This window comes from Methylobacterium ajmalii, from assembly GCF_036448855.1.
In the GTDB taxonomy this organism is placed as follows: domain Bacteria; phylum Pseudomonadota; class Alphaproteobacteria; order Rhizobiales; family Beijerinckiaceae; genus Methylobacterium; species Methylobacterium ajmalii.
Window position 1 is genome coordinate 81,130 of record NZ_JAZFXT010000011.1, and the last position, 19,075, is coordinate 100,204.

The following is a 19,075-nucleotide window of genomic DNA, read 5'->3' on the forward strand; positions in this document are numbered from 1 at the left end:
CCACTGCCGAGCCGTCCGATCTCGGAAGAACGATCCTCTCCGCTCGACACGTCACCTCCTGGGTGCTGCGGCCACGGCCGCCTGCCCCAACCTCCTCGCCTCATCCGGATCCCAGGATCATGGCCCAGTCCCAAAAATCCTCCCTCCCGAAATCCTCCCTGCTGAGCGCCGGCCTGATCGGGCCCGCGCTCCTCGGCGCGGTCACCAAGCTCGACCCGCGCCAGATGGTGAAGAACCCCGTGATGTTCGTGGTCGAGGTCGTGGCGGCCTTCACCACCCTGCTGTTCGTCCGCGACCTGATCTCGGGCGGGCAGGACCTGATGTTCACCGGCCAGATCATCCTCTGGCTCTGGTTCACCGTGCTGTTCGCCAACTTCGCCGAGGCGGTGGCGGAAGGCCGCGGCAAGGCGCAGGCCGATTCGCTGCGCCGCACCCGCACCGAGACGACCGCGAAGCTGCTCTCCGGCCCCGCGGCCGCTCCCGGCGGCCCACGCAGCGGTTACGAGACCGTGCCGGGCGCCGGCCTCAAGGTCGGCGACGTGGTGCTGGTGGAAGCCGGCGACGTGATCCCGTCGGACGGCGAGGTGATCGAGGGCATCGCCTCTGTCAACGAGGCGGCGATCACCGGCGAATCCGCGCCGGTGATCCGCGAATCCGGCGGCGACCGCTCGGCGGTGACCGGCGGCACGCAAGTGCTCTCCGACTGGATCCGGGTGCGGATCACGGCCGCCGCCGGCTCGACCTTCATCGACCGGATGATCGCACTCGTCGAGGGCGCCTCGCGCCAGAAGACCCCCAACGAGATCGCGCTCAACATCCTGCTTTCCGGCCTCACCATCGTGTTCGTGTTCGCGGTCGGCTCGATCCCGAGCTTTGCGTCCTACGCCGGCGGCGCGATCCCGCTCGCCGTCCTGGTGGCGCTCTTCGTCACCCTGATCCCGACCACGATCGGCGCGCTGCTCTCGGCGATCGGCATCGCCGGCATGGACCGGCTGGTGCGGTTCAACGTACTCGCCATGTCGGGCCGCGCCGTCGAGGCGGCGGGCGACGTCGATACGCTGCTCCTCGACAAGACCGGCACGATCACGCTCGGCAACCGCCAGGCGACCGAGTTCCGACCCGTCCGCGGCGTCACCCCGGGCACGCTGGCGGACGCCGCCCAGCTCGCCTCGCTCGCCGACGAGACGCCGGAGGGCCGCTCGATCGTGGTGCTCGCCAAGGAGGCGCACGGCATCCGGGCCCGCGACATGGGAAGCCTCGCCGCCACCTTCGTGCCGTTCACCGCGCAGTCGCGGATGTCGGGCATCGACCTCGACGGCTCCTCGATCCGCAAGGGCGCGGTCGAGGCGGTGATCGCCAGCCTGGAGGCGGCCCCCGCGCCGGTCGGGCGCGAGGCCACCGCCCGGGTGATCCAGCCCCGCCTCGACGCGATGGCCGCCCAGGAGATCCGGGCCATCGCCGAGGAGATCGCCAAGGCCGGCGGCACGCCGCTGGCGGTCGCCCGCGACGGCAAGCTGCTCGGCGTCGTCCACCTCAAGGACATCGTCAAGGGCGGCATCCGGGAGCGCTTCGCGGAGCTGCGCCGGATGGGCATCCGCACGGTGATGATCACCGGCGACAACCCGATGACCGCGGCCGCCATCGCCGCGGAGGCCGGCGTCGACGACTTCCTCGCCCAGGCCACCCCGGAGGACAAGCTGGCGCTGATCCGGCGCGAGCAGGCGCAGGGCAAGCTCGTGGCGATGTGCGGCGACGGCACCAACGACGCGCCCGCGCTCGCCCAGGCCGATGTCGGCGTGGCGATGAACACCGGCACGGTGGCGGCCCGCGAGGCCGGCAACATGGTCGACCTCGATTCCGACCCGACCAAGCTCATCGAGATCGTCGAGATCGGCAAGCAGCTGCTGATGACGCGGGGTGCGCTGACCACCTTCTCGATCGCCAACGACGTGGCGAAGTACTTCGCCATCATCCCGGCGATGTTCGTCGGGCTCTACCCGCAGCTCCAGGCCCTCAACGTGATGGGGCTCGCTTCGCCCCAGAGCGCGATCCTGTCGGCGATCATCTTCAACGCGCTGATCATCGTGGCGCTGATCCCGCTCGCCTTGCGCGGGGTGAGCTACCGCGCCGTCGGCGCCGCCGCGTTGCTGCGGCGCAATCTCCTGATCTATGGTCTCGGCGGGATCCTGGTGCCGTTCGTCGGCATCAAGGTGATCGATCTCGCCGTGAGCGCCCTCCACCTCGCCTGATCGAACTCGGCTCGAACGGACAAGAACGCCATGCTCCGGCACCTCCGCCCCGCCCTCGTGCTCCTCACCGGCCTGACCCTCGTCACCGGCCTCGCCTATCCGCTCGCCATGACGGGCATCGCCGGGCGGCTCTTCCCGGCGCAAGCCGAGGGCAGCCTGATCCGCAATGCGGACGGCACGCTCGTCGGCTCCGCGCTCGTCGGCCAGAGCTTCACGAGCGAGCGCTACTTCCACGGCCGCCCCTCGGCGACCGTGGCGCCCGATCCGGCCGATTCCACGAAGACCGTGGCGGCGCCCTACAACGCCGCCAATTCCGGCGGCGCCAATCTCGGGCCGACCAACCCGGCGCTGATCGACCGGGTGAAGACCGACCTCGCCGCTCTCAAGGCCGAGAACCCGACCGACCCGGTGCCGCAGGACCTCGTCACCACCTCGGGCTCGGGGCTCGATCCCGACGTCTCGCCCGAGGCCGCCCTGTTCCAGGTGCCCCGGGTGGCGAAGGCCCGCGGCATCTCAGAGGATGGCTTGCGCGCCCTCGTCGCCGGGCAGGTGCAGGAGCCGAGCCTCGGTGTCCTCGGCGAGCGCCGGGTCAACGTGCTCGCCCTCAACCGCGCCCTCGACGTCCAGCAGGCCCGATGAGGGACACGTCCCGTCCCTCGGGCGAGGGCTTGCGGCCCTTGCGCGAGGGCCTGCGGCCCTCGCCCGACGCCCTCCTGGCGCAGGCGCGCCGGGAGGCGCCCGGGCGCGGGCGCCTGAAGATCTTCCTCGGCGCCGCGCCGGGGGTCGGCAAGACCTACGAGATGCTGACGACGGCCCATGCGCGCGTGCGCGAGGGCGTCGACGTGGCGGTGGGCGTGGTCGAGACCCACGGCCGGCCCGAGACCGAGGCCCTGGTCGCCGGGCTCGCGGTGCTGCCCCGCCGCACGGTCGCGTATGGCGGCGGCACGTTCGACGAGATGGACCTCGACGGGCTCTTGGCCCGCAAGCCGCAGCTGGCGCTGGTCGACGAGCTCGCCCACACCAACGCCCCGGGCTCGCGCCACCCCAAGCGCTACCTCGACGTCGAGGAGCTGCTCCAGGCCGGCATCGACGTCCACACCACCCTCAACATCCAGCACGTCGAGAGCCTGAACGACGTGGTGGCGCAGATCACCCGGATCCGGGTGCGCGAGACGGTGCCGGATTCGATCCTCGACCGGGCCGACGACATCGAGGTCATCGACCTCTCCCCCGACGACCTGATCCGGCGCCTGCAGGAGGGCAAGGTCTACCTGCCGCGCCAGGCCGAGCGGGCGCTCAAGCACTACTTCTCTCCCGGCAACCTGACGGCGCTCCGCGAGCTGGCGCTGCGCCGCACCGCCCAGCAGGTCGACGACCAGCTCGTCACCCACATGCGGGCCCACGCGATTCCCGGCCCCTGGGCGGCGGGCGAGCGGGTGCTGGTCTGCGTCAGCGAGGATCCGCGCTCGGCCGGGCTGGTGCGCACCGCCAAGCGCCTCGCCGACCGGCTGCGGGCGCCGTTCACCGCGCTCACCATCGAGAGCCGGCGCAGCGCTCAGCTCGGCGAGGCCGAGCGCGACCGCATCGCCGATACGCTCCGGCTCGCCGAGCGCTTGGGCGGAGAGACCGCGACCCTGCCGAGCCAGGGCCGCATCGCCGACGACGTGGTCGCCTTCGCCCGCGAGCACAACGTCACCCACGTGGTGATCGGCAAGTCGACCCGCTCGCGCTGGTTCGAGCTCCTGAACGGCTCGGTGGTGCACGACCTCCTGCGCCGCTCGGGCTCGATCAGCGTCCACGTCGTGGCGGGCGAGGAGGCGGCAGGGGCGCCGGCCCCCCACAAGGGCGTGCGCACCGCCGCCCCGCCCCGGCCCGGCCTCCTGCCCTACGCGGCGGCGCTCGCCGCGGTCGCGGGCGCGCTCGGCCTCGGCCTCGCGCTCCAGCCCTCCCTCGGCCACGAGAGCACCGACCTCGTCTTCCTCACCGCCGTGGTGGCGGTGGCGGTGCGCTTCGGGCTCGCCCCGTCGCTCGTCACCGTGGTGGCGGCGTCGCTGGCCTACAACTTCTTCTTCCTGCCGCCGCTCTACACCTTCACCATCGCCGACCCCACCAACGTCGTCGCCCTGTTCTTCTTCACCCTGGTGGCGGTGGTGGTCTCGAACCTCGCCGCGCGGGCGCGGGCCGAGGCGACGATCTCGCGCACCCGCAGCAAGGCCACCGAGGCGCTCTACGGCTTCTCGCGCAAGCTCGCCGGCTGCGGCACCCTCGACGACGTGCTCTGGGCCACCGCCTACCAGATCGCCCTGATGCTGCGCCTGCGGGTGGTGCTGCTCCTGCCGCAGGGCGGCACCGTCACGGTGATGGCCGGCTATCCCCCGGAGGACGAGCTCGACGAGGCCGACCTCGCGGCGGCGAAATGGACCTTCGACCACGGCCGCCCGGCGGGGCGGGGCGCCGACACCCTGCCGGGAGCGAAACGCCTCTTCCTGCCCCTGCGCACCGGCCGCGGCATGGTCGGGGTGGTCGGGCTCGACGGCGACAAGCCGGGGCCGCTCCTCACCCCCGACCAGCGCCGGCTCCTCGACGCGCTCGCCGACCAGGGGGCGCTCGCCATCGAGCGGGTCCACCTCGTCGAGGACCTCGATCGCGCCCGCCGCTCGGCCGAGACCGACCGCCTGCGCCAGGCCCTGCTGTCTTCGCTCTCGCACGACCTCAAGACGCCGCTCGCCGCGGTGCTCGGCTCGGCCACGACCCTGCGCGACCTCGGGGACGCCCTCGACCGCGACGGGCAGGGCGAACTGCTCGCGACCATCATCGACGAGGCCGAGCGGCTGAACCGCTTCATCGCCAACCTCCTCGACATGACGAAGCTCGAATCCGGGGCGCTCGCCCCGAACCTCGCACCCCACGACCTCGCCGAGATCGTCGCGACGGCGCTCCAGCGGGCGGACAAGATCCTGGCGCATCACCGGGTCGCCCTGGCTCTCGGCGCCGGCCTGCCGCCCTTGCGCCTCGACGCGGTGCTGACCGAGCAGGTGCTGTTCAACCTCCTCGACAACGCCGCCAAGTACGCCCCCGAGGGCAGCCTGGTGCGGATCGAGGCCTGGCAGGAAACCCAGGATGGGGACGACGTCGTGCGGGTGCGGATCCTCGACGAGGGCGAGGGCATCCCGGAGGGCGACGAGGAGCGGATCTTCGACACCTTCTACCGGGTGAGGAAGCGCGACCGGGTGCGGGCCGGGACGGGCCTGGGCCTTGCCATCTCGCGCGGCTTCGTCGAGGCGATGGGCGGGCGGATCACCGCCCGCACCCGGGGCGACCGGCACGGGTCCCCCTGCCCGGGCGCCGCCTTCACCCTGACCTTCCCGGTGCCCCGCGCCGCTCAGGAGGACGCCGCCGCGTGACCAACGACCCCCGCATCCTGGTGATCGACGACGAGCCGCCGATCCGCAAGCTCCTGCGCGTGGGCCTCGGCAGCCAGGGCTACCAGGTCGTGGAGGCGCAGAACGGCCGCACCGCCCTCGACCTCCTCAGCCGGGAGGACATCGCGCTGGCGATCCTCGATCTCGGCCTGCCGGACATCAAGGGGCACGACCTCCTGGCGCAGATCCGGGGCCTGAAGCCCGACCTGCCGGTGATCGTGCTGTCGAGCCGCGACGACGAGGCCGGCAAGGTCGAGGCGCTCGATCTCGGGGCGGACGACTACGTCACCAAGCCCTTCGGCATGAACGAACTGCTCGCCCGGATGCGCACGGCGCTCCGCCACCAGCTCGCGGTCGGCGGCGAGCGCCCGGTCTTCCGGGCCGGCGAGCTCTCGGTCGACCTCGTGCGCCGCATCGTCCGGGTGGGCGAGCGCGAGGTGAAGCTCTCGCCCAAGGAATACGACGTGCTGCGTCTGCTCGTGCACCATGCCGGCAAGGTGCTCACCCACGCCCACCTGCTGCGCGAGGTGTGGGGCAACGCCGCCGACCCGCAATACCTCCGGGTCTACGTGCGCCAGCTGCGCCAGAAGCTCGAGCCGGAGCCCGAGCGCCCGCGCTACATCCTGACCGAGACCGGGGTCGGCTACCGGATGCGGGCGCCGGACTGAGGCGGACGCTCGGCCGGGACGGCGGGCGCTGAGGGCGCGCGGCGCACCCAGGCGTCGAGGGCCCAGCCGATGCCCCGTCCCGCGGCGGCCACGAAGGCCAGGGACCCGGCGAGGTGGAGGAGGAGCGGCGCGTCCGACGCGGCGGGCAGCAGGGCAGGTACGGGCATGAGCTCTCCGATCTTGCCGTGGGAGAAGACCGCCGGGGCCGCGGCGAACGCCAGTGCTCCGGCGCCACACCGCCCCGGGCGGTGGCGCCCGCCGGAGGGCGCCGGCGGCGATCCGGTTCGCGGGTGTGGCACCGGAGCACGGGTGGCCGGCGCGGTCCGGTACCCGTCCGGGTCACCCCGGCCCGAATCGCCCTCACCCCGAACTACCCCTGTGCCCGAAGCACTCTCGTCCGAATCGCGCCGTCCGCCGGAAGGCCGGTCAGCGCCGGGCGGCGCCCGCCGGCGACCGGGACGTCAGGGTCGCCGCCAGCGTCGCGCAGCAGGGGATCGGCAGCGGGCAATCCCCCCCGACCCCGCGATGGCACCGGCGGCGGGCCGGCGCGGCACGGCGGTCGACGCGATCGCCTCCCGCCTCGCCGCCGGCCAGCCGCCCCAGCAGCACCGCCTCGTGGTGGTATTCGAGACCCAGGGATACCCGGATGCCGCGCAGGACATTCCGCTCGCGGTCGGTTGACAATCCCTGTCGCTCGCGCGCCGCGATCAATGAAGCCTGCCGGACCGCCCTGTCGCACGTCGCACCGATGTCGGACTGAACTTGGACGAGCAGTGATCTCGCATCCATCGCGTCCCCCGCTGCCTTTTTTGCATTGCAGCATCGGCGGATCTTCTCGTATCCGCACTGGGGGAAATCTTATCCGAGCCGATCCGGTTGGCGAGGTACATCACGGTTAGGCAAAAGTGGGACGCGTCCGGGTGTGGCAGAAGGGCCGTCCCGCCCGGCTCGGGCCCTCAAGGCCGGACGGACTGCGCGCGGGCGTGAGCAAGGCGGGAATGGGCGAAACGGGAATGCGCAAGGCGGGAATGCGCGACCGGCCGGCCCGCCACCGCGGGGGACGGCACCGAGGCGGTGCGGTCGGCCTCCGCCCGGGCCGCGGCCGCCTCGCGCTGCTCCTGCTGCTCGTGGTCGACCGCCATGAAGCGGTACATGTCCCACTTCGTGGTGCCCTCGCTGAACATGCCGGAGGGGGCTTTGTAGCTGTAGATCTCCTTCGCCGACTGGGCCGAGGCCGCGGTCGCGGCGAGCAGGGTCGCCCCGGCGAGGAGCAGGGTGGTCTTCGTCATCGTCGATCTCGTCGGTCATGCGCGGCCGGTCGCCGGGATTGCGCCGCCGCTCGACGCCGGATCTAGGTTGTGCCCTCGACGATCCCTGTGCGCTCGCGCACATGTACGACGGTCGATGGGCGAATCTCGGGATTAAATGCGCTTTGCCGACTTAGGCTTGATTGGCGTTTCGAAAATTCTCTTCTCTGCAAGAGCCAGAATGGATGAAATTCTTCCGTTCTCGCCGGTTTCGGTGGGCGACCCGGCCGTCGCCGCGCCGGCGCCCCACAAAAAGCCATGCTCGCCTGTCTTTCGTGGCCTGCACGAATCGCAAGGGACCGGAGCGCGAGACCGATGATGCAGATAGCCGCCTTCCTGGTGTTCCTGGCCATGGGCGTGACCAACCTCCTGGCGGTGCAGGCGGGCTTGACCGCGGCACTCGGGGTGCCGGTGCTGCTCGGCCTCGTGGTCGCGGTGCCGGTGTTCTACTTCCGCTTCGTCGGCTCGGCGGCCGGCATCGTCGGGGCGATCGTCGGCTGGCAGATGTCGGCGCCGATGGCGGTGCTGCTCTTCTGCTGGCCGGTGCTGGTCTACGGCTTCCTGCGCGGCGGGGCCGAGGCCCGGACCTTCCTCACCCGTCGCGCGGCGTGAGCCTCCGGCGCCGGCGGCTCCCTCAGCGCTGCCGCGCGACGGCGACGAGGTAGCGGCAGGGCCGGTCGCTCCGGTTGGCGAAGACGCACTCGGCGGGCGCGCCCAGCGCCAGGCAGTCGCCGGCCGCGAGAACGTGGACGGCCTCGCCCTCCCGGAAGGTCAGGGTGCCGTCGAGCATCCAGATCATCTGGCGCAGGAAGGCGTAGGAGGCCCCCGGATAGGCGATCTCGGCCCCGGCCGGCAGCTCGACCTCGGTCAGGTCGAGGGGATGCTCCCCCATCAGCGGCGAGAGCTGGCGGCGGCGGTAGCCGGTCGCCGGGTCGACCCAGACCGGCTGGGACGCGGCGCGCCGCAGCTGGCCCGTCTCCCCCTCGGCCCGGGCGAGCAGGGTCGAGAGGGTGAGCCCGAAGGCGCCCGAGAGCCGGCCGAGCAGCACGGCGGTCGGGCTCGCCTCGGCCCGCTCGACCTTGCTGATCATCGCCTTCGAGACGCCGGAGCGCGCCGCCAGGTCGCCGAGCGACCAGCCCCGCGCCTCCCGCTCCAGCCGCAGCCGGCGCGCGAGCCCGTCGGTCGGGTCGGGCGCGGGCACCGGCGGCGTCGGGTCGGGCATCGTCATGGTGCCACCATAGGGGCTTTCGGGCGGGCCGGCACCCGTCCTGCCGGGCCGGACGGGTGCCGCAGGGACAGGGGGCGGGGCCGCTCGGCAAGCCCTCCCGGGCGCCATCCCCAGGTTTTTCGTCTAAGTCTTTGCCGCGGATGCACTTTCCTTACGATCGGGTGCATAATGACCGGATCGCGCCGTGGGTGCGCGCAGCGGGGCGGGTGAGCGTGCGGGACGGAAGCGGGCGATGGGGGCTCGGCCTGGCGGCGCTCGCGGCGGTCGCCATTCCGTTCGCGGTGATCGCGGTCCTCGACCCGCGCATCGGGCTCCTGCGCGCGCGCCCGGCGAGCGAGGCGGGCAACAGCTCCCCCGGCCAGGCGTCCCCGGCCCAAGCACCCTCGACCCAAGCCTCCCCGGCCCAGACGTCCTCGGCCCAGGCGCCGGCCCCGCCCCTGTCGCAGGGCCCGATGCCGGGCCCGCCCGCCTCGCCGTCCCGGCAGCCCTGGATCGACGAGGCCCGGCCGCAAGCCGCCGAGCGCCCCTGCCCCGTCTGCGCCGCCGAGGCCGGGCCGGTCGCGATCCGCGGCACCCTCGCCGACCAGGAGATCCAGGTCCCCGACGTGACGGCCGAGCGGACCGCCCAGCGCGAGCGGCTCATCGGCTGGACCGCCCATCCCGACCGGGTCCCGGGCTCGGCCGCCACTCTCGACCTGATCGGCCTCGTCTACACCGCGCCGCGGGAGGCCGGTGCCGGCTACCGGCCGCTGGCGATCGACCTGTCCGGGGCGCCCGGCCGGGCCGTGGTGGTGCTGACCGAGCAGCCCGTCAGCCTCGGCCTCGCGACCGTCCCGGCCGACCGGGCCGGCGCGCTCGGCGTCGAATCGAGCGCCGCCTTCGCCCTGGCGGAGGGCCGCCCCGGCCTGCTGGCGGGGTTCCGCGCCCTGCCCTACGGCGCCGCCGAGGTCGCGCCGGTGCTCGATCCCCTGCGGTTCGGACCCGGGACGCGGCGCGGCTTCTGCGAGGCCTTGCGGCTGTGGGCGGTGCAGTTCGGCCTGCCGGCCTGGCGCACCCGCTACACCCTGATCGAGAACCCGACCCGGATCGCGCTCGCCGGCGAGGCCCTGCGCACCGACGGCACCACCCGCGGACGGGTCTCCGGCCCGCGCCTCGCCCGCCTGTGCCGGGCCTGACCGCGCCGCACGCTTGACCCCGGCCCGCCGGCTCTTTACCGATCGGTACAGAGAGGGAGCCCGTCATGTCCGATCCTACCGTCCCCGAGAACCGCCCGCCGCTGCCGCCCTTCACCCGGGAGACCGCCCTCCTGAAGGTCCGGGCCGCCGAGGACGGCTGGAACGGCCGCAACCCCGGCAAGGTCGCGCTGGCCTACACGCCGGACAGCCGCTGGCGGAACCGGGCCGAGATCTTCCGGGGCCGCCCGGCCATCGTGGCGTTCCTGACCCGCAAATGGGCGCGCGAGCACGAGTACCGCCTGATCAAGGAGATCTGGGCCTGGTCGGACGCCCGCATCGCGGTCCGCTTCGCCTACGAGTTCCACGACGAATCCGGGGCGTGGTTTCGCGCCTACGGCAACGAGAACTGGGAGTTCGCAGAGAACGGCCTGATGGCGGTGCGCCACGCCAGCATCAACGACCTGGCGATCACCGAGGGCGAACGCCTCTTCCGCTGGGACCGCTCGGGCCCGCGCCCGGCCGACCATCCCGGCCTGACGGAGCTGGGGCTCTGACGCGCCCGCAGACCCGCGCGGCGGTCCTGCCGCTCCTGGCGGAGGCGTTTCGCGAGCACGGCTACGAGGGGGCGAGCCTGTCGGTGATCGCCCGCCGCACCGGGCTCGGCAAGGGCAGCCTCTACCACTTCTTTCCCGGCGGAAAGGAGGAGATGGCCGCCGCCGTGCTCGCCGAGATCGAGGCGTGGTTCGAGGCGCGGATGTTCCGCCCCCTGCGCGAGGACCCGGACCCGGCGGCGGCGTTGCGCGCCATGCTGGCGGAGACGGAGGCCTATTTCCGCTCGGGGCGGCGGATCTGCCTCGTCGGCGCCTTCGCGCTCTCGGCCACCCGCGATGCCTTCGCCCGGCGCATCGACGCCTATTTCGCCGCCTGGCGCGACGCGGTCGCCGCCGCGCTGACCCGGGCCGGGGTGGCCGAGGCCCCCGCCCGCGATCTCGCCGAGGAGACCGTCACGGCGATCCAGGGCGCGCTGGTGACGGCGAGCGCGCTGCAGGATCCGGGCCTGTTCGGGCGCACCCTCGCCCGGCTCGCGGCGCGGCTGGAGGCGGCGACCGCCGCGGAGTGCCGCGGGCACGGGGCGGCCCCGCTCTCCTGAGGGACCGGCCGACCGGACGGACGCCGCGCGCCCCGTCCGCGGTACCGGGGCGGCCGCCAACCTTCACAGCGCTGTCGCAAAACCCCCTTACAGACCGAAACCAGCCTGAAACAAGCTGCAACAAGGCCGCCTCGCCCCATCCGGTCCGACACGTCGAACGATCGCGGGTGAGCCCGGTGCCTCCTGCGCGTCCCTGACTCTTCAAGCCCTAACAGCTTCGCGCCGAACGGTGGCGCCCGGTCCGGGCCCGCCGCCGCTCCCGCGCGCCCGGAGACACTGGAACCCATGGCCACCACGCTTGCCGCCGGCGACATCGCCATCGTCGGCTACGACGCCACCAACCCGGACGACTTCGCCTTCGTGGTGCTGCGGGACGTCGAGGCCGGCACGGCCATCAGCTTCACCGACAACGGCTGGAGTTCCAGCGCCAACGCGTTCCGCACCGGCGAGGGCACCTACACCTACACGGCGCCCTCGGCGCTCGCCGCCGGCACGGTGATCCGCCCGACCACCGACAGCGCCGCCGCCGGCACCAACTCTCCCGCGTTCACGGCGCAGAACTTCGCGCTCAACGCCTCGGGCGACCAGATCCTGGCCTACCAGGGCACGGCCGCGAGCCCGACCTTCCTGTACGCGATCAACTTCGCCGACGGCGGCACGGCATTCGCCGCCAACGCCACCAGCGCCAGCACCTCGGCCCTGCCGCCGGGCCTGACGCCGGGCCAGACCGCCGTCGCCCTGCCCTCCGCCAACGGCCGCTATGCCGGCGCGACCGCGGGCACCCGCGACCAGATCCTGGCCTCGGTCGGCGCGCCCTCGTCCTGGACCCAGAACAACACCACCCGGGTCGGGGATGCGGCTTACACCCCCTTCGCGGTGACCGCCGCCCAACCCCTGCCGACCCTGTCGATCGACGACGTCCAGGCGGCCGAGGGCGATTCCGGCACGAAGCAGCTCGCCTTCACGGTGTCGCTGAGCGCCGCCGCGCCCGCCGGCGGCGTGACCTTCGACATCGCCACCGCGGACGGCACGGCGACCGCCGGCAGCGACTACGCCGCCCGCAGCCTCACCCGCCAGACCATCGCGGCGGGCGAGACCCGCGCCACCTTCGCGGTCGACATCACCGGCGACACGGTGGTGGAGCCGACCGAGACCTTCACGGTCGACGTCGCGAACGTCGCGGGCGCGACCGTGGCGAAGGGCCAGGGCACCGGCACGATCCTCAACGACGATACCGGCACCCGGATCGGCGGCACGGCGATCTTCGACGCCGCGCCCTCGCTGCAGGGCCTGTCGGGCGCGACCGCCACGACCCCGCCGAGTGCCACCAACGCGCTCCAGCTCGTGCGGCTCGGCGCCTACGCCACCACCAACGACACCGCGACGACGATCGCGCCGAATGCCGAGGTGGTGGCCTACGATTCGACCACCAGCCGGCTCTACGTCCAGAACACCAACGAGAACCGGATCGAGATCGTCGCCCTCGACGCCGCCGGGTCCCTGCGCAAGACGGGCGAGATCCTGCTCTCCAGCCTCGAGCAGTACGGCGCGGTGAACTCGGTCGCGGTGGTCAACGGCCTCGTGGCGGTGGCCTATGCCAATGCGACCGGGGACGCTCCCGGCCGCGTCGCGCTGTTTACCGCCGACGGCACGCTGCAGCGCTCGCTCGCCGTCGGGGTCGGGCCCGACCAGATCGTCTTCACCCGCGACGGCAGCCGCCTCCTCGTCGCCAACGAGGGCGAGCAGGCGAGCCAGGCCAGCAACCCGGTCGGCAGCGTCTCGATCATCGACGTCTCGGGCGGCGCGTCCGGCGCCTCCGTCGCCACGACCGTCGGCTTTTCCGGGCTCGACGGGTCCGAGGCGACGTTGCGCGCCCGCGGCCTCGCGATCACGCCCGGCAAGGCGGCATCCGCCGACATCGAGCCCGAATACATCGCGATCTCGCCCGACAACCGCTTCGCCTACGTCACCCTGCAGGAGGTGAACGGCGTCGCGGTGATCGATCTGACCAATCCCGGCACGGCGCCGATCGCGATCCAGCCGCTCGGCGCGGTCAACCACGCGCTCCCCGGCAACGAGTTCGACGCCTCCGACCGCGACGGGCCGAACGGCACCGCCTCGATCCGCATCGCCGCGACGCCCGCCGGCACCCCGATCTACGGCCTGCTCCAGCCCGACAGCGTCGCGTCGTTCACCACCGGCGGGGCGACCTACTTCGTCACCGCCAACGAGGGCGACCAGCGGGTCATCGGCGGCGCCGACGACGCCAACGACGTCGCGCGCCTGAGCGCGGTGCCGAATGCCCGCCTCACCCCGGCGCTCCAGGCGCTGAAATCCGACCCGGCCTATGCCCGGCTCAACGTGCTCCTGCGCACCGGCGACACCGACGGCGACGGGGTGATCGACCAGCTCAATACGCTCGGCGGCCGCGGCATCTCGATCTTCCGCCAGAACGCCGACGGCACGATCACCAAGGTGCGCGAGACCGGCGGCGAGTTCGAAAAGATCTTCGCCCGGATCGCGCCGGAGCGGTTCAACAACGACCAGACCGTCGCCGCCACCCCCGACGACCGCTCCGACAACAAGGGACCGGAGCCCGAGGGCATCACCGTCGGCACGGTGAACGGGCGCATCTACGCCTTCGTCGGCCTGGAGCGCCAGAGCGGCATCCTGGTCTACGACGTGACCGACCCGGCGAACGCCAACTACGTGTCCTACGTGCCGCCGCTCGCCGGTTCGCCCGCCGATCTCGGCCCGGAGGTGCTGACCTTCATCCCGGCCGACCGCAACCCGACCGGCACCAACCTCGTGGTCTCGGCCAACGAGGTGGCGAATGGCGGCGCCACCCTCTACGCCGCCCTGCCCCAGGGCGCGACGCAGGAGGTCTCTTTCGCGCCCGACTCGCTCAGCGTGAGCCGGGCGGAGGGCCATGGCGGCACCACGACCTTCAGCTTCACGGTGCAGCGCACGAACGGCACGCTCGGCGCGGTGACCTTCACCGCCGAGCTCGCCGGTACCGGCACGAACCCGGCGAATTCCGCCGATTTCGCCGGCGGCCCCACCCTGCCGCTCACCGTCACCGGCACGATCCCGGCGGGCGCCGCCTCGGCGGTCGTCACCGTCACCGTCCAGGGCGACGCGACGCCGGAGCCGAGCGAGACCTTCGCGCTCACGCTCACCGGCGCCAGCACGAGCCAGGCCGGCCTCACCGCCACGGTGGCGGCCGCCAACGCCGCCGCCACCGGTACCATCGTCAACGACGACGTGACCCTGATCTCGGCGGTGCAGGGCACCGGCAGCGCCAGCCCGCTGGTCGGCCAGACCGTCACGGTCGAGGCGATCGTCGTCGGCGACTTCCAGAACGGCGACGCGGATGCCAAGCGCAACCTCGGCGGCTTCTACCTGCAGGAGGAGAAGGCCGACCAGGATTCGAACCCGCTGACCTCGGAGGGGCTGTTCGTCTACGAGGGCACCGGCAACCGCCTCGTCGACGTGAACGAGGGCGACCGGGTCCGGGTCACCGGCACGGTCACCGAGTTCAACGGCGAGACGCAGCTCACGGTGAACGCCGCCTCGGGCATCCAGGTCGTCCAGGCCGGCGCCCTCTCGGCCGCCGAGGTCAAGGCGCAGGCGGTCGACGTCAGCCTGCCGGCGGCGGGCGTGGTGGGCACCGGCACGACGGCGCAGCCGGACCTCGAGCGCTACGAGGGGATGCTGGTCCGCTTCCCCCAGACCCTCACGATCTCCGAGCAGTTCAACCTCGACCGCTTCAACGAGATCCGCCTCGCGGCGGGCGGCCGGCCCGAGACCTTCACCAACGCATTCGAGCCGAATGCGGCCGGCTACGCCGCGTATCTCGCCCAGACCGCCGCCCGCTCGATCACCTACGACGACGGGTCGAACAGCCAGAACCTGCCGATCGAGACTTTCGACGGCTTCGGCCCCACCTATTCCACCGCCACGGCGCCCCGCATGGGCGACACCGTGACCGGCCTCACCGGCACGCTGGGCTTCGGCCCGACGAACGCCTTCCGGGTGCGGTCGATCGAGGACGGCTCGAACACCTTCACGAAGGCCAATCCGCGCCCGAGCACGCCGGACGCGGTCGGCGGCACGCTCAAGGTCGGCAGCCTCAACGTCCTCAACTACTTCACGACGCTCGCGGGCACGGCGAGCGCGACGACGGCGATCGGCCAGCAGCCCCGCGGCGCCAACACCGGCGAGGAGCTGGCGCGCCAGACCGAGAAGCTCGTCACCACGCTGATCGGCACCGGGGCCGACGTGCTCGGCCTCACGGAACTCGAGAACCAGTTCCAGCCCGGCAATCCGGGCAACGCGCTCGAATACCTCGTCGGCCAGCTCAACGCCCGGGCCGGGGCCGGCACCTACGCCTACGTGAACCCGGGCAGCCAGCTCGACCAGGGCCAGTTCCTCGGCGGCGACGCCATCGCGGTCGGCTTCATCTACAAGCCGGGCAAGGTCGGCGTCGCGCTCGACACCACGATCGAGAAGCTCGACGATGCGGACGTGGCGCGGATCGATCCGGCGCTCTTGCAGCAGAGCACGACCGGCCACCTCTTCAACGGGGTGAACACCAGCCGCGCGTCCCTCGCGGTGACCTTCCACGAGATCGCCAGCGGCGAGGATTTCACCGCGGTCATCAACCACCTGAAGTCGAAGAGCGGCACCGGCACCGGCGCGGATGCCGACCAGGGCGACGGCCAGGGCAACTGGCAGCAGCAGCGCGAGCTCGCCGCCAAGGCGCTGACCGAGTGGGTGGCGACGAAGCCGACCGGCACGCAGGATTCCGACATCATCCTGCTCGGCGACTTCAACGCCTACCTCAAGGAGGACGCCCTCGACACGATCAAGGCCGGGGGCTTCACCAACCTCGCCGAGGACCGCCTCGCCGACCCCTATTCCTACGTCTTCGACGGGGCCTTCGGCGCCCTCGACCACGCCTTCGCCACCCCGAGCCTGAACGGCCAGGTGACCGGCGTGACCGAGTGGCACGTCAATGCCGACGAGGCGGACGCGATCGACTACAACCTCGATTTCAACCGCCCCGCCTCGTATTTCGACGGCAAGGTGGCGGCGCGCGAATCCGACCACGATCCGGTCCTGGTCGGCCTCAAGCTCGACCAGACCGCCCCGACCCTCGTCGCCGCCACGCCGGCCGACAACGCCACCGGGGTCGCACCCGGCGCCGCCATCACCCTGCGCTTCAGCGAGGCGGTGAAGGCCGGGACCGGCGCGATCACGATCACCGACGGGGCCGGCGACACCCGCACCATCGCGGTCTCCGACGCCGCCCAGGTCGCGATCGCGGGCGACACCGTCACGATCGATCCGAGCGCCGACCTCAAGGCGGGCACCGCCTACGACGTGATCGTGCCGAAGGGCGCCTTCACCGATACGGCCGGCAACGCCTTCGCGGGCCTCGCCCAGGACCAGCTCGACTTCACCACCCAGCAGGCCGCCCCGATGACCTACACGCTCCAGATCCTGCACGCCTCCGACTGGGAGGCCGGCCTCCTGGCGACCCAGCGCGCGCCGAACTTCGCGGCGATCGTCGACAAGCTCGAGGACGCGACCCCGAACTCGATCACGCTCTCGACCGGCGACGGCTGGATCCCGAGCCCGTTCTTCATCGCCGGCGCCGACCCGCAGCTGAACGCGACCTATAACGGCGTCTACAACCAGCTCTACGGGCTGTCGGGCGCCAACGCCTACGGCAAGCTCACCGCCTCGCCGGGCCGGGCCGACATCACGATCCAGAACATCATCGGCGTGCAGGCCGCGGTGTTCGGCAACCACGAGTTCGACTCGGGCCCCACGGAAGTCGCCAACATCATCGGGGCCAATCTCGGCTCGGCCCCGGGTGCTTCCGACGACACCTGGGTCGGGTCGCAATTCCCCTACCTCTCGACCAACCTGAACTTCTCGCGCGAATCGGCGCTGTCGGGCCTCGTCCATAAGGACGGCGACGCCGCGAGCTTCGCCGAGACCGGCCCGGCCTCGACCCAGACCGGCACCGGCGCCGACAAGATCGCCAAGTCGACGATCATCACCGAGAACGGCGAGAAGATCGCCTTCATCGGCGCCACCACCCAGCTCGAGCCGCTGCTGACCACGCTCGGCAACGTCACGCTCGACGGCTTCACCGGCCGCGACGAGATCGCGCTGCTCGCCCAGCAGATCAACGCCGAGGTCGACCGGGTGCTCGCCGCCAACCCGGGCCTCAACAAGGTCATCGTCGGCACCCACCTGCAGCAGCTGTCGAACGAGCAGGCGCTGGCCCCGCTCCTGCGCAACGTCGACGTGCTGATCGGCGGCGGCTCGCACACCCTACTCTCCGATTCCAACGACCGGCTGCTGCCGGGCGACGTGTCGGGCGGCGCCTACCCGCAATTCTTCACCAACGCCTCGGGCCAGACCCTGGCGCTGATCAACACCGCCTCCGAGTACTCGTATGTCGGCCGCCTGACCGTCACCTTCGACGACCAGGGCAACGTCATCCGCGACTCGATCACGCCGCAGAACTCGGGCGCGGTCGCGGTCGACGACACCAGCGTGGCGCAGCTCTGGGGCTCGAAGGACGCGGCCTTCGCGCCGGGCACCAAGGGCTACCTCGTCAGGGAAATGATCGAGGGCCTCGACGTCAACAACGACGGCATCCAGGAGACCGCCGGCGTCGCCGACATCATCCGCCAGCAGGACGGCAACATCCTGGGCCGCACCAGCGTCTACCTCGAAGGGCGCCGCGGCGAGGTCCGCACCGAGGAGACCAACCTCGGCGACCTCTCCGCCGATGCCAACCTCTGGTACGCCAAGCAGTACGATGCCTCGGTCGCGGTCTCGATCAAGAACGGCGGCGGCATCCGCGACTCGATCGGCTCGTTCTCGACCGCGGGCGGCGGCACCGCCGAATTGCCCCCGGCGGCCAACCCCTCCGCAGGCAAGCAGTCGGGCGACATCTCGCAGCTCGACGTCACGAACTCGCTGCGCTTCAACAACGCGCTCGCCGTCACCACGGTCTCGGCGCTGGAGATGAAGCGGATCCTGGAGCACGCGGTCTCGGCCACCGCCTCGGGTGCGACGCCCGGGCAGTTCCCGCAGATCGGGGGCCTGAGCTTCTCGTTCGACGCCGGCAAGACCGCCCAGACCCTCGACGCCAACGGCACCGTCACCCGCGAGGGCCAGCGGATCCTCAACGCGGCGATCGTCGACGAGAACGGCCGGATCACCGACACCCTGGTCCAGAACGGCCAGATCGTCGGCGACCCGAACCGCGGCATCCGCACCGTCACCCTCGACTTCCTGGCGACCGGCACCTCGACCGCACCGGGACTGGGCGGCGACAACTACCCGTTCCCGGCCTACGGCGAGAACAAGGTGGCGCTCGCCTCCGCCACGCCCGGCCGCTCGCTGCCGAACACCGCGACCTTCGCCGCGCAGGGCACCGAGCAGGACGCGATGGCCGAGTACCTGCGCGCCTTCCACGCCTCGACGCCCTACGGCACCGCCGACACGACGCCGGCCGGCGACACCCGGATCCAGAACCTCGCCACCCGGGGCGACACGGTGCTGGCCCGCGGCGTCGTGCGCACCGGCACCGACGGCAACGACACGCTGACCGGCACGCCCTACGACGACATCATCAGCGGCGGCGCCGGCACCGACACCCTGGTGTTCGGCTCGCGGCTCGCCGACGCCACCGTCACCCGCGACGGCGCCTACACGCTGATCACCGGGCCGGAGGGCCGCGACCGGGTCGCCGGCTTCGAGCGCTACCAGTTCACCGACGCCACCGTGGTCACCGGCGACGGCGCGCCCCTCGTCGACGACCTGTTCTACCTCGCCGCCAACAAGGACG

Annotated in this window: 13 protein-coding genes; 10 read left to right on the forward strand and 3 right to left on the reverse strand. The window is 72.3% G+C overall.

Annotated features, from left to right (window positions below):
* The first annotated feature begins 119 nt into the window (after positions 1–119).
* Genes kdpB through V3T34_RS05040 form a run of 4 tightly spaced genes read left to right on the forward strand, consistent with a single transcriptional unit; the run spans position 120 to position 6,339 of the window.
* The gene (gene kdpB / locus V3T34_RS05025; RefSeq protein ID WP_091888589.1) at positions 120–2,249 is read left to right on the forward strand and encodes a potassium-transporting ATPase subunit KdpB; all 2,130 of its coding nucleotides are present in this window, start codon (positions 120–122) and stop codon (positions 2,247–2,249) included.
* A 30-nt stretch (positions 2,250–2,279) separates the two neighbouring features.
* Positions 2,280–2,888: a K(+)-transporting ATPase subunit C gene (locus V3T34_RS05030; RefSeq protein ID WP_060847676.1), complete on the forward strand. Its 609-nt coding sequence runs from the start codon at positions 2,280–2,282 to the stop codon at positions 2,886–2,888.
* Entirely contained in the window at positions 2,885–5,653 is a 2,769-nt protein-coding gene (locus V3T34_RS05035; protein ID WP_305077833.1) for a sensor histidine kinase, read from the forward strand. The genes V3T34_RS05030 and V3T34_RS05035 overlap by 4 nt, the downstream gene beginning before the upstream one ends.
* Complete coding sequence (locus tag V3T34_RS05040) at positions 5,650–6,339, forward strand: response regulator transcription factor (RefSeq protein WP_060847678.1); 690 nt, start codon at positions 5,650–5,652, stop codon at positions 6,337–6,339. Before V3T34_RS05035 ends, V3T34_RS05040 begins: the two co-directional genes overlap by 4 nt.
* On the opposite strand, the gene V3T34_RS05045 is transcribed toward V3T34_RS05040, so the two are convergent.
* Positions 6,315–6,506 (reverse strand): hypothetical protein, encoded by a 192-nt coding sequence (locus tag V3T34_RS05045; protein ID WP_060847679.1) that lies wholly within the window; start codon positions 6,504–6,506, stop codon positions 6,315–6,317. The genes V3T34_RS05040 and V3T34_RS05045 overlap by 25 nt on opposite strands.
* Positions 6,507–6,864: 358 nt before the next feature.
* On the opposite strand from V3T34_RS05045, the gene V3T34_RS05050 reads away from it, so the two are divergent.
* On the forward strand, positions 6,865–7,020 hold the full coding sequence (locus V3T34_RS05050; RefSeq protein WP_305077834.1) for a hypothetical protein: 156 nt from the start codon (positions 6,865–6,867) through the stop codon (positions 7,018–7,020).
* Between the two features lie 275 nt (positions 7,021–7,295).
* Here V3T34_RS05050 and V3T34_RS05055 read toward each other — a convergent pair whose 3' ends face one another.
* Positions 7,296–7,628: a hypothetical protein gene (locus tag V3T34_RS05055; RefSeq protein ID WP_060847680.1), complete on the reverse strand. Its 333-nt coding sequence runs from the start codon at positions 7,626–7,628 to the stop codon at positions 7,296–7,298.
* A 333-nt stretch (positions 7,629–7,961) separates the two neighbouring features.
* Here V3T34_RS05055 and V3T34_RS05060 point away from each other — a divergent pair, with 333 nt between their 5' ends.
* A complete protein-coding gene (locus tag V3T34_RS05060) occupies positions 7,962–8,258 on the forward strand; it encodes a hypothetical protein (RefSeq protein WP_305077835.1) in 297 nt (98 codons plus the stop codon).
* 22 nt (positions 8,259–8,280) lie between these two features.
* On the opposite strand, the gene V3T34_RS05065 is transcribed toward V3T34_RS05060, so the two are convergent.
* Positions 8,281–8,874, reverse strand: a complete 594-nt coding sequence (locus V3T34_RS05065; protein ID WP_407942674.1) for a helix-turn-helix domain-containing protein — start codon at positions 8,872–8,874, stop codon at positions 8,281–8,283.
* Between the two features lie 188 nt (positions 8,875–9,062).
* Here V3T34_RS05065 and V3T34_RS05070 point away from each other — a divergent pair, with 188 nt between their 5' ends.
* From V3T34_RS05070 to V3T34_RS05085, 4 genes are all read left to right on the forward strand, one after another.
* Positions 9,063–10,049, forward strand: a complete 987-nt coding sequence (locus tag V3T34_RS05070) for a hypothetical protein (RefSeq protein ID WP_305077836.1) — start codon at positions 9,063–9,065, stop codon at positions 10,047–10,049.
* 65 nt (positions 10,050–10,114) lie between these two features.
* Positions 10,115–10,603: a nuclear transport factor 2 family protein gene (locus tag V3T34_RS05075; protein ID WP_305077837.1), complete on the forward strand. Its 489-nt coding sequence runs from the start codon at positions 10,115–10,117 to the stop codon at positions 10,601–10,603.
* Complete coding sequence (locus V3T34_RS05080) at positions 10,600–11,199, forward strand: TetR/AcrR family transcriptional regulator (RefSeq protein ID WP_060849437.1); 600 nt, start codon at positions 10,600–10,602, stop codon at positions 11,197–11,199. Before V3T34_RS05075 ends, V3T34_RS05080 begins: the two co-directional genes overlap by 4 nt.
* A gap of 285 nt (positions 11,200–11,484) precedes the next feature.
* The coding region (locus V3T34_RS05085) for an ExeM/NucH family extracellular endonuclease (RefSeq protein ID WP_305077838.1) at positions 11,485–19,075 on the forward strand (7,591 nt) is incomplete at its 3' end.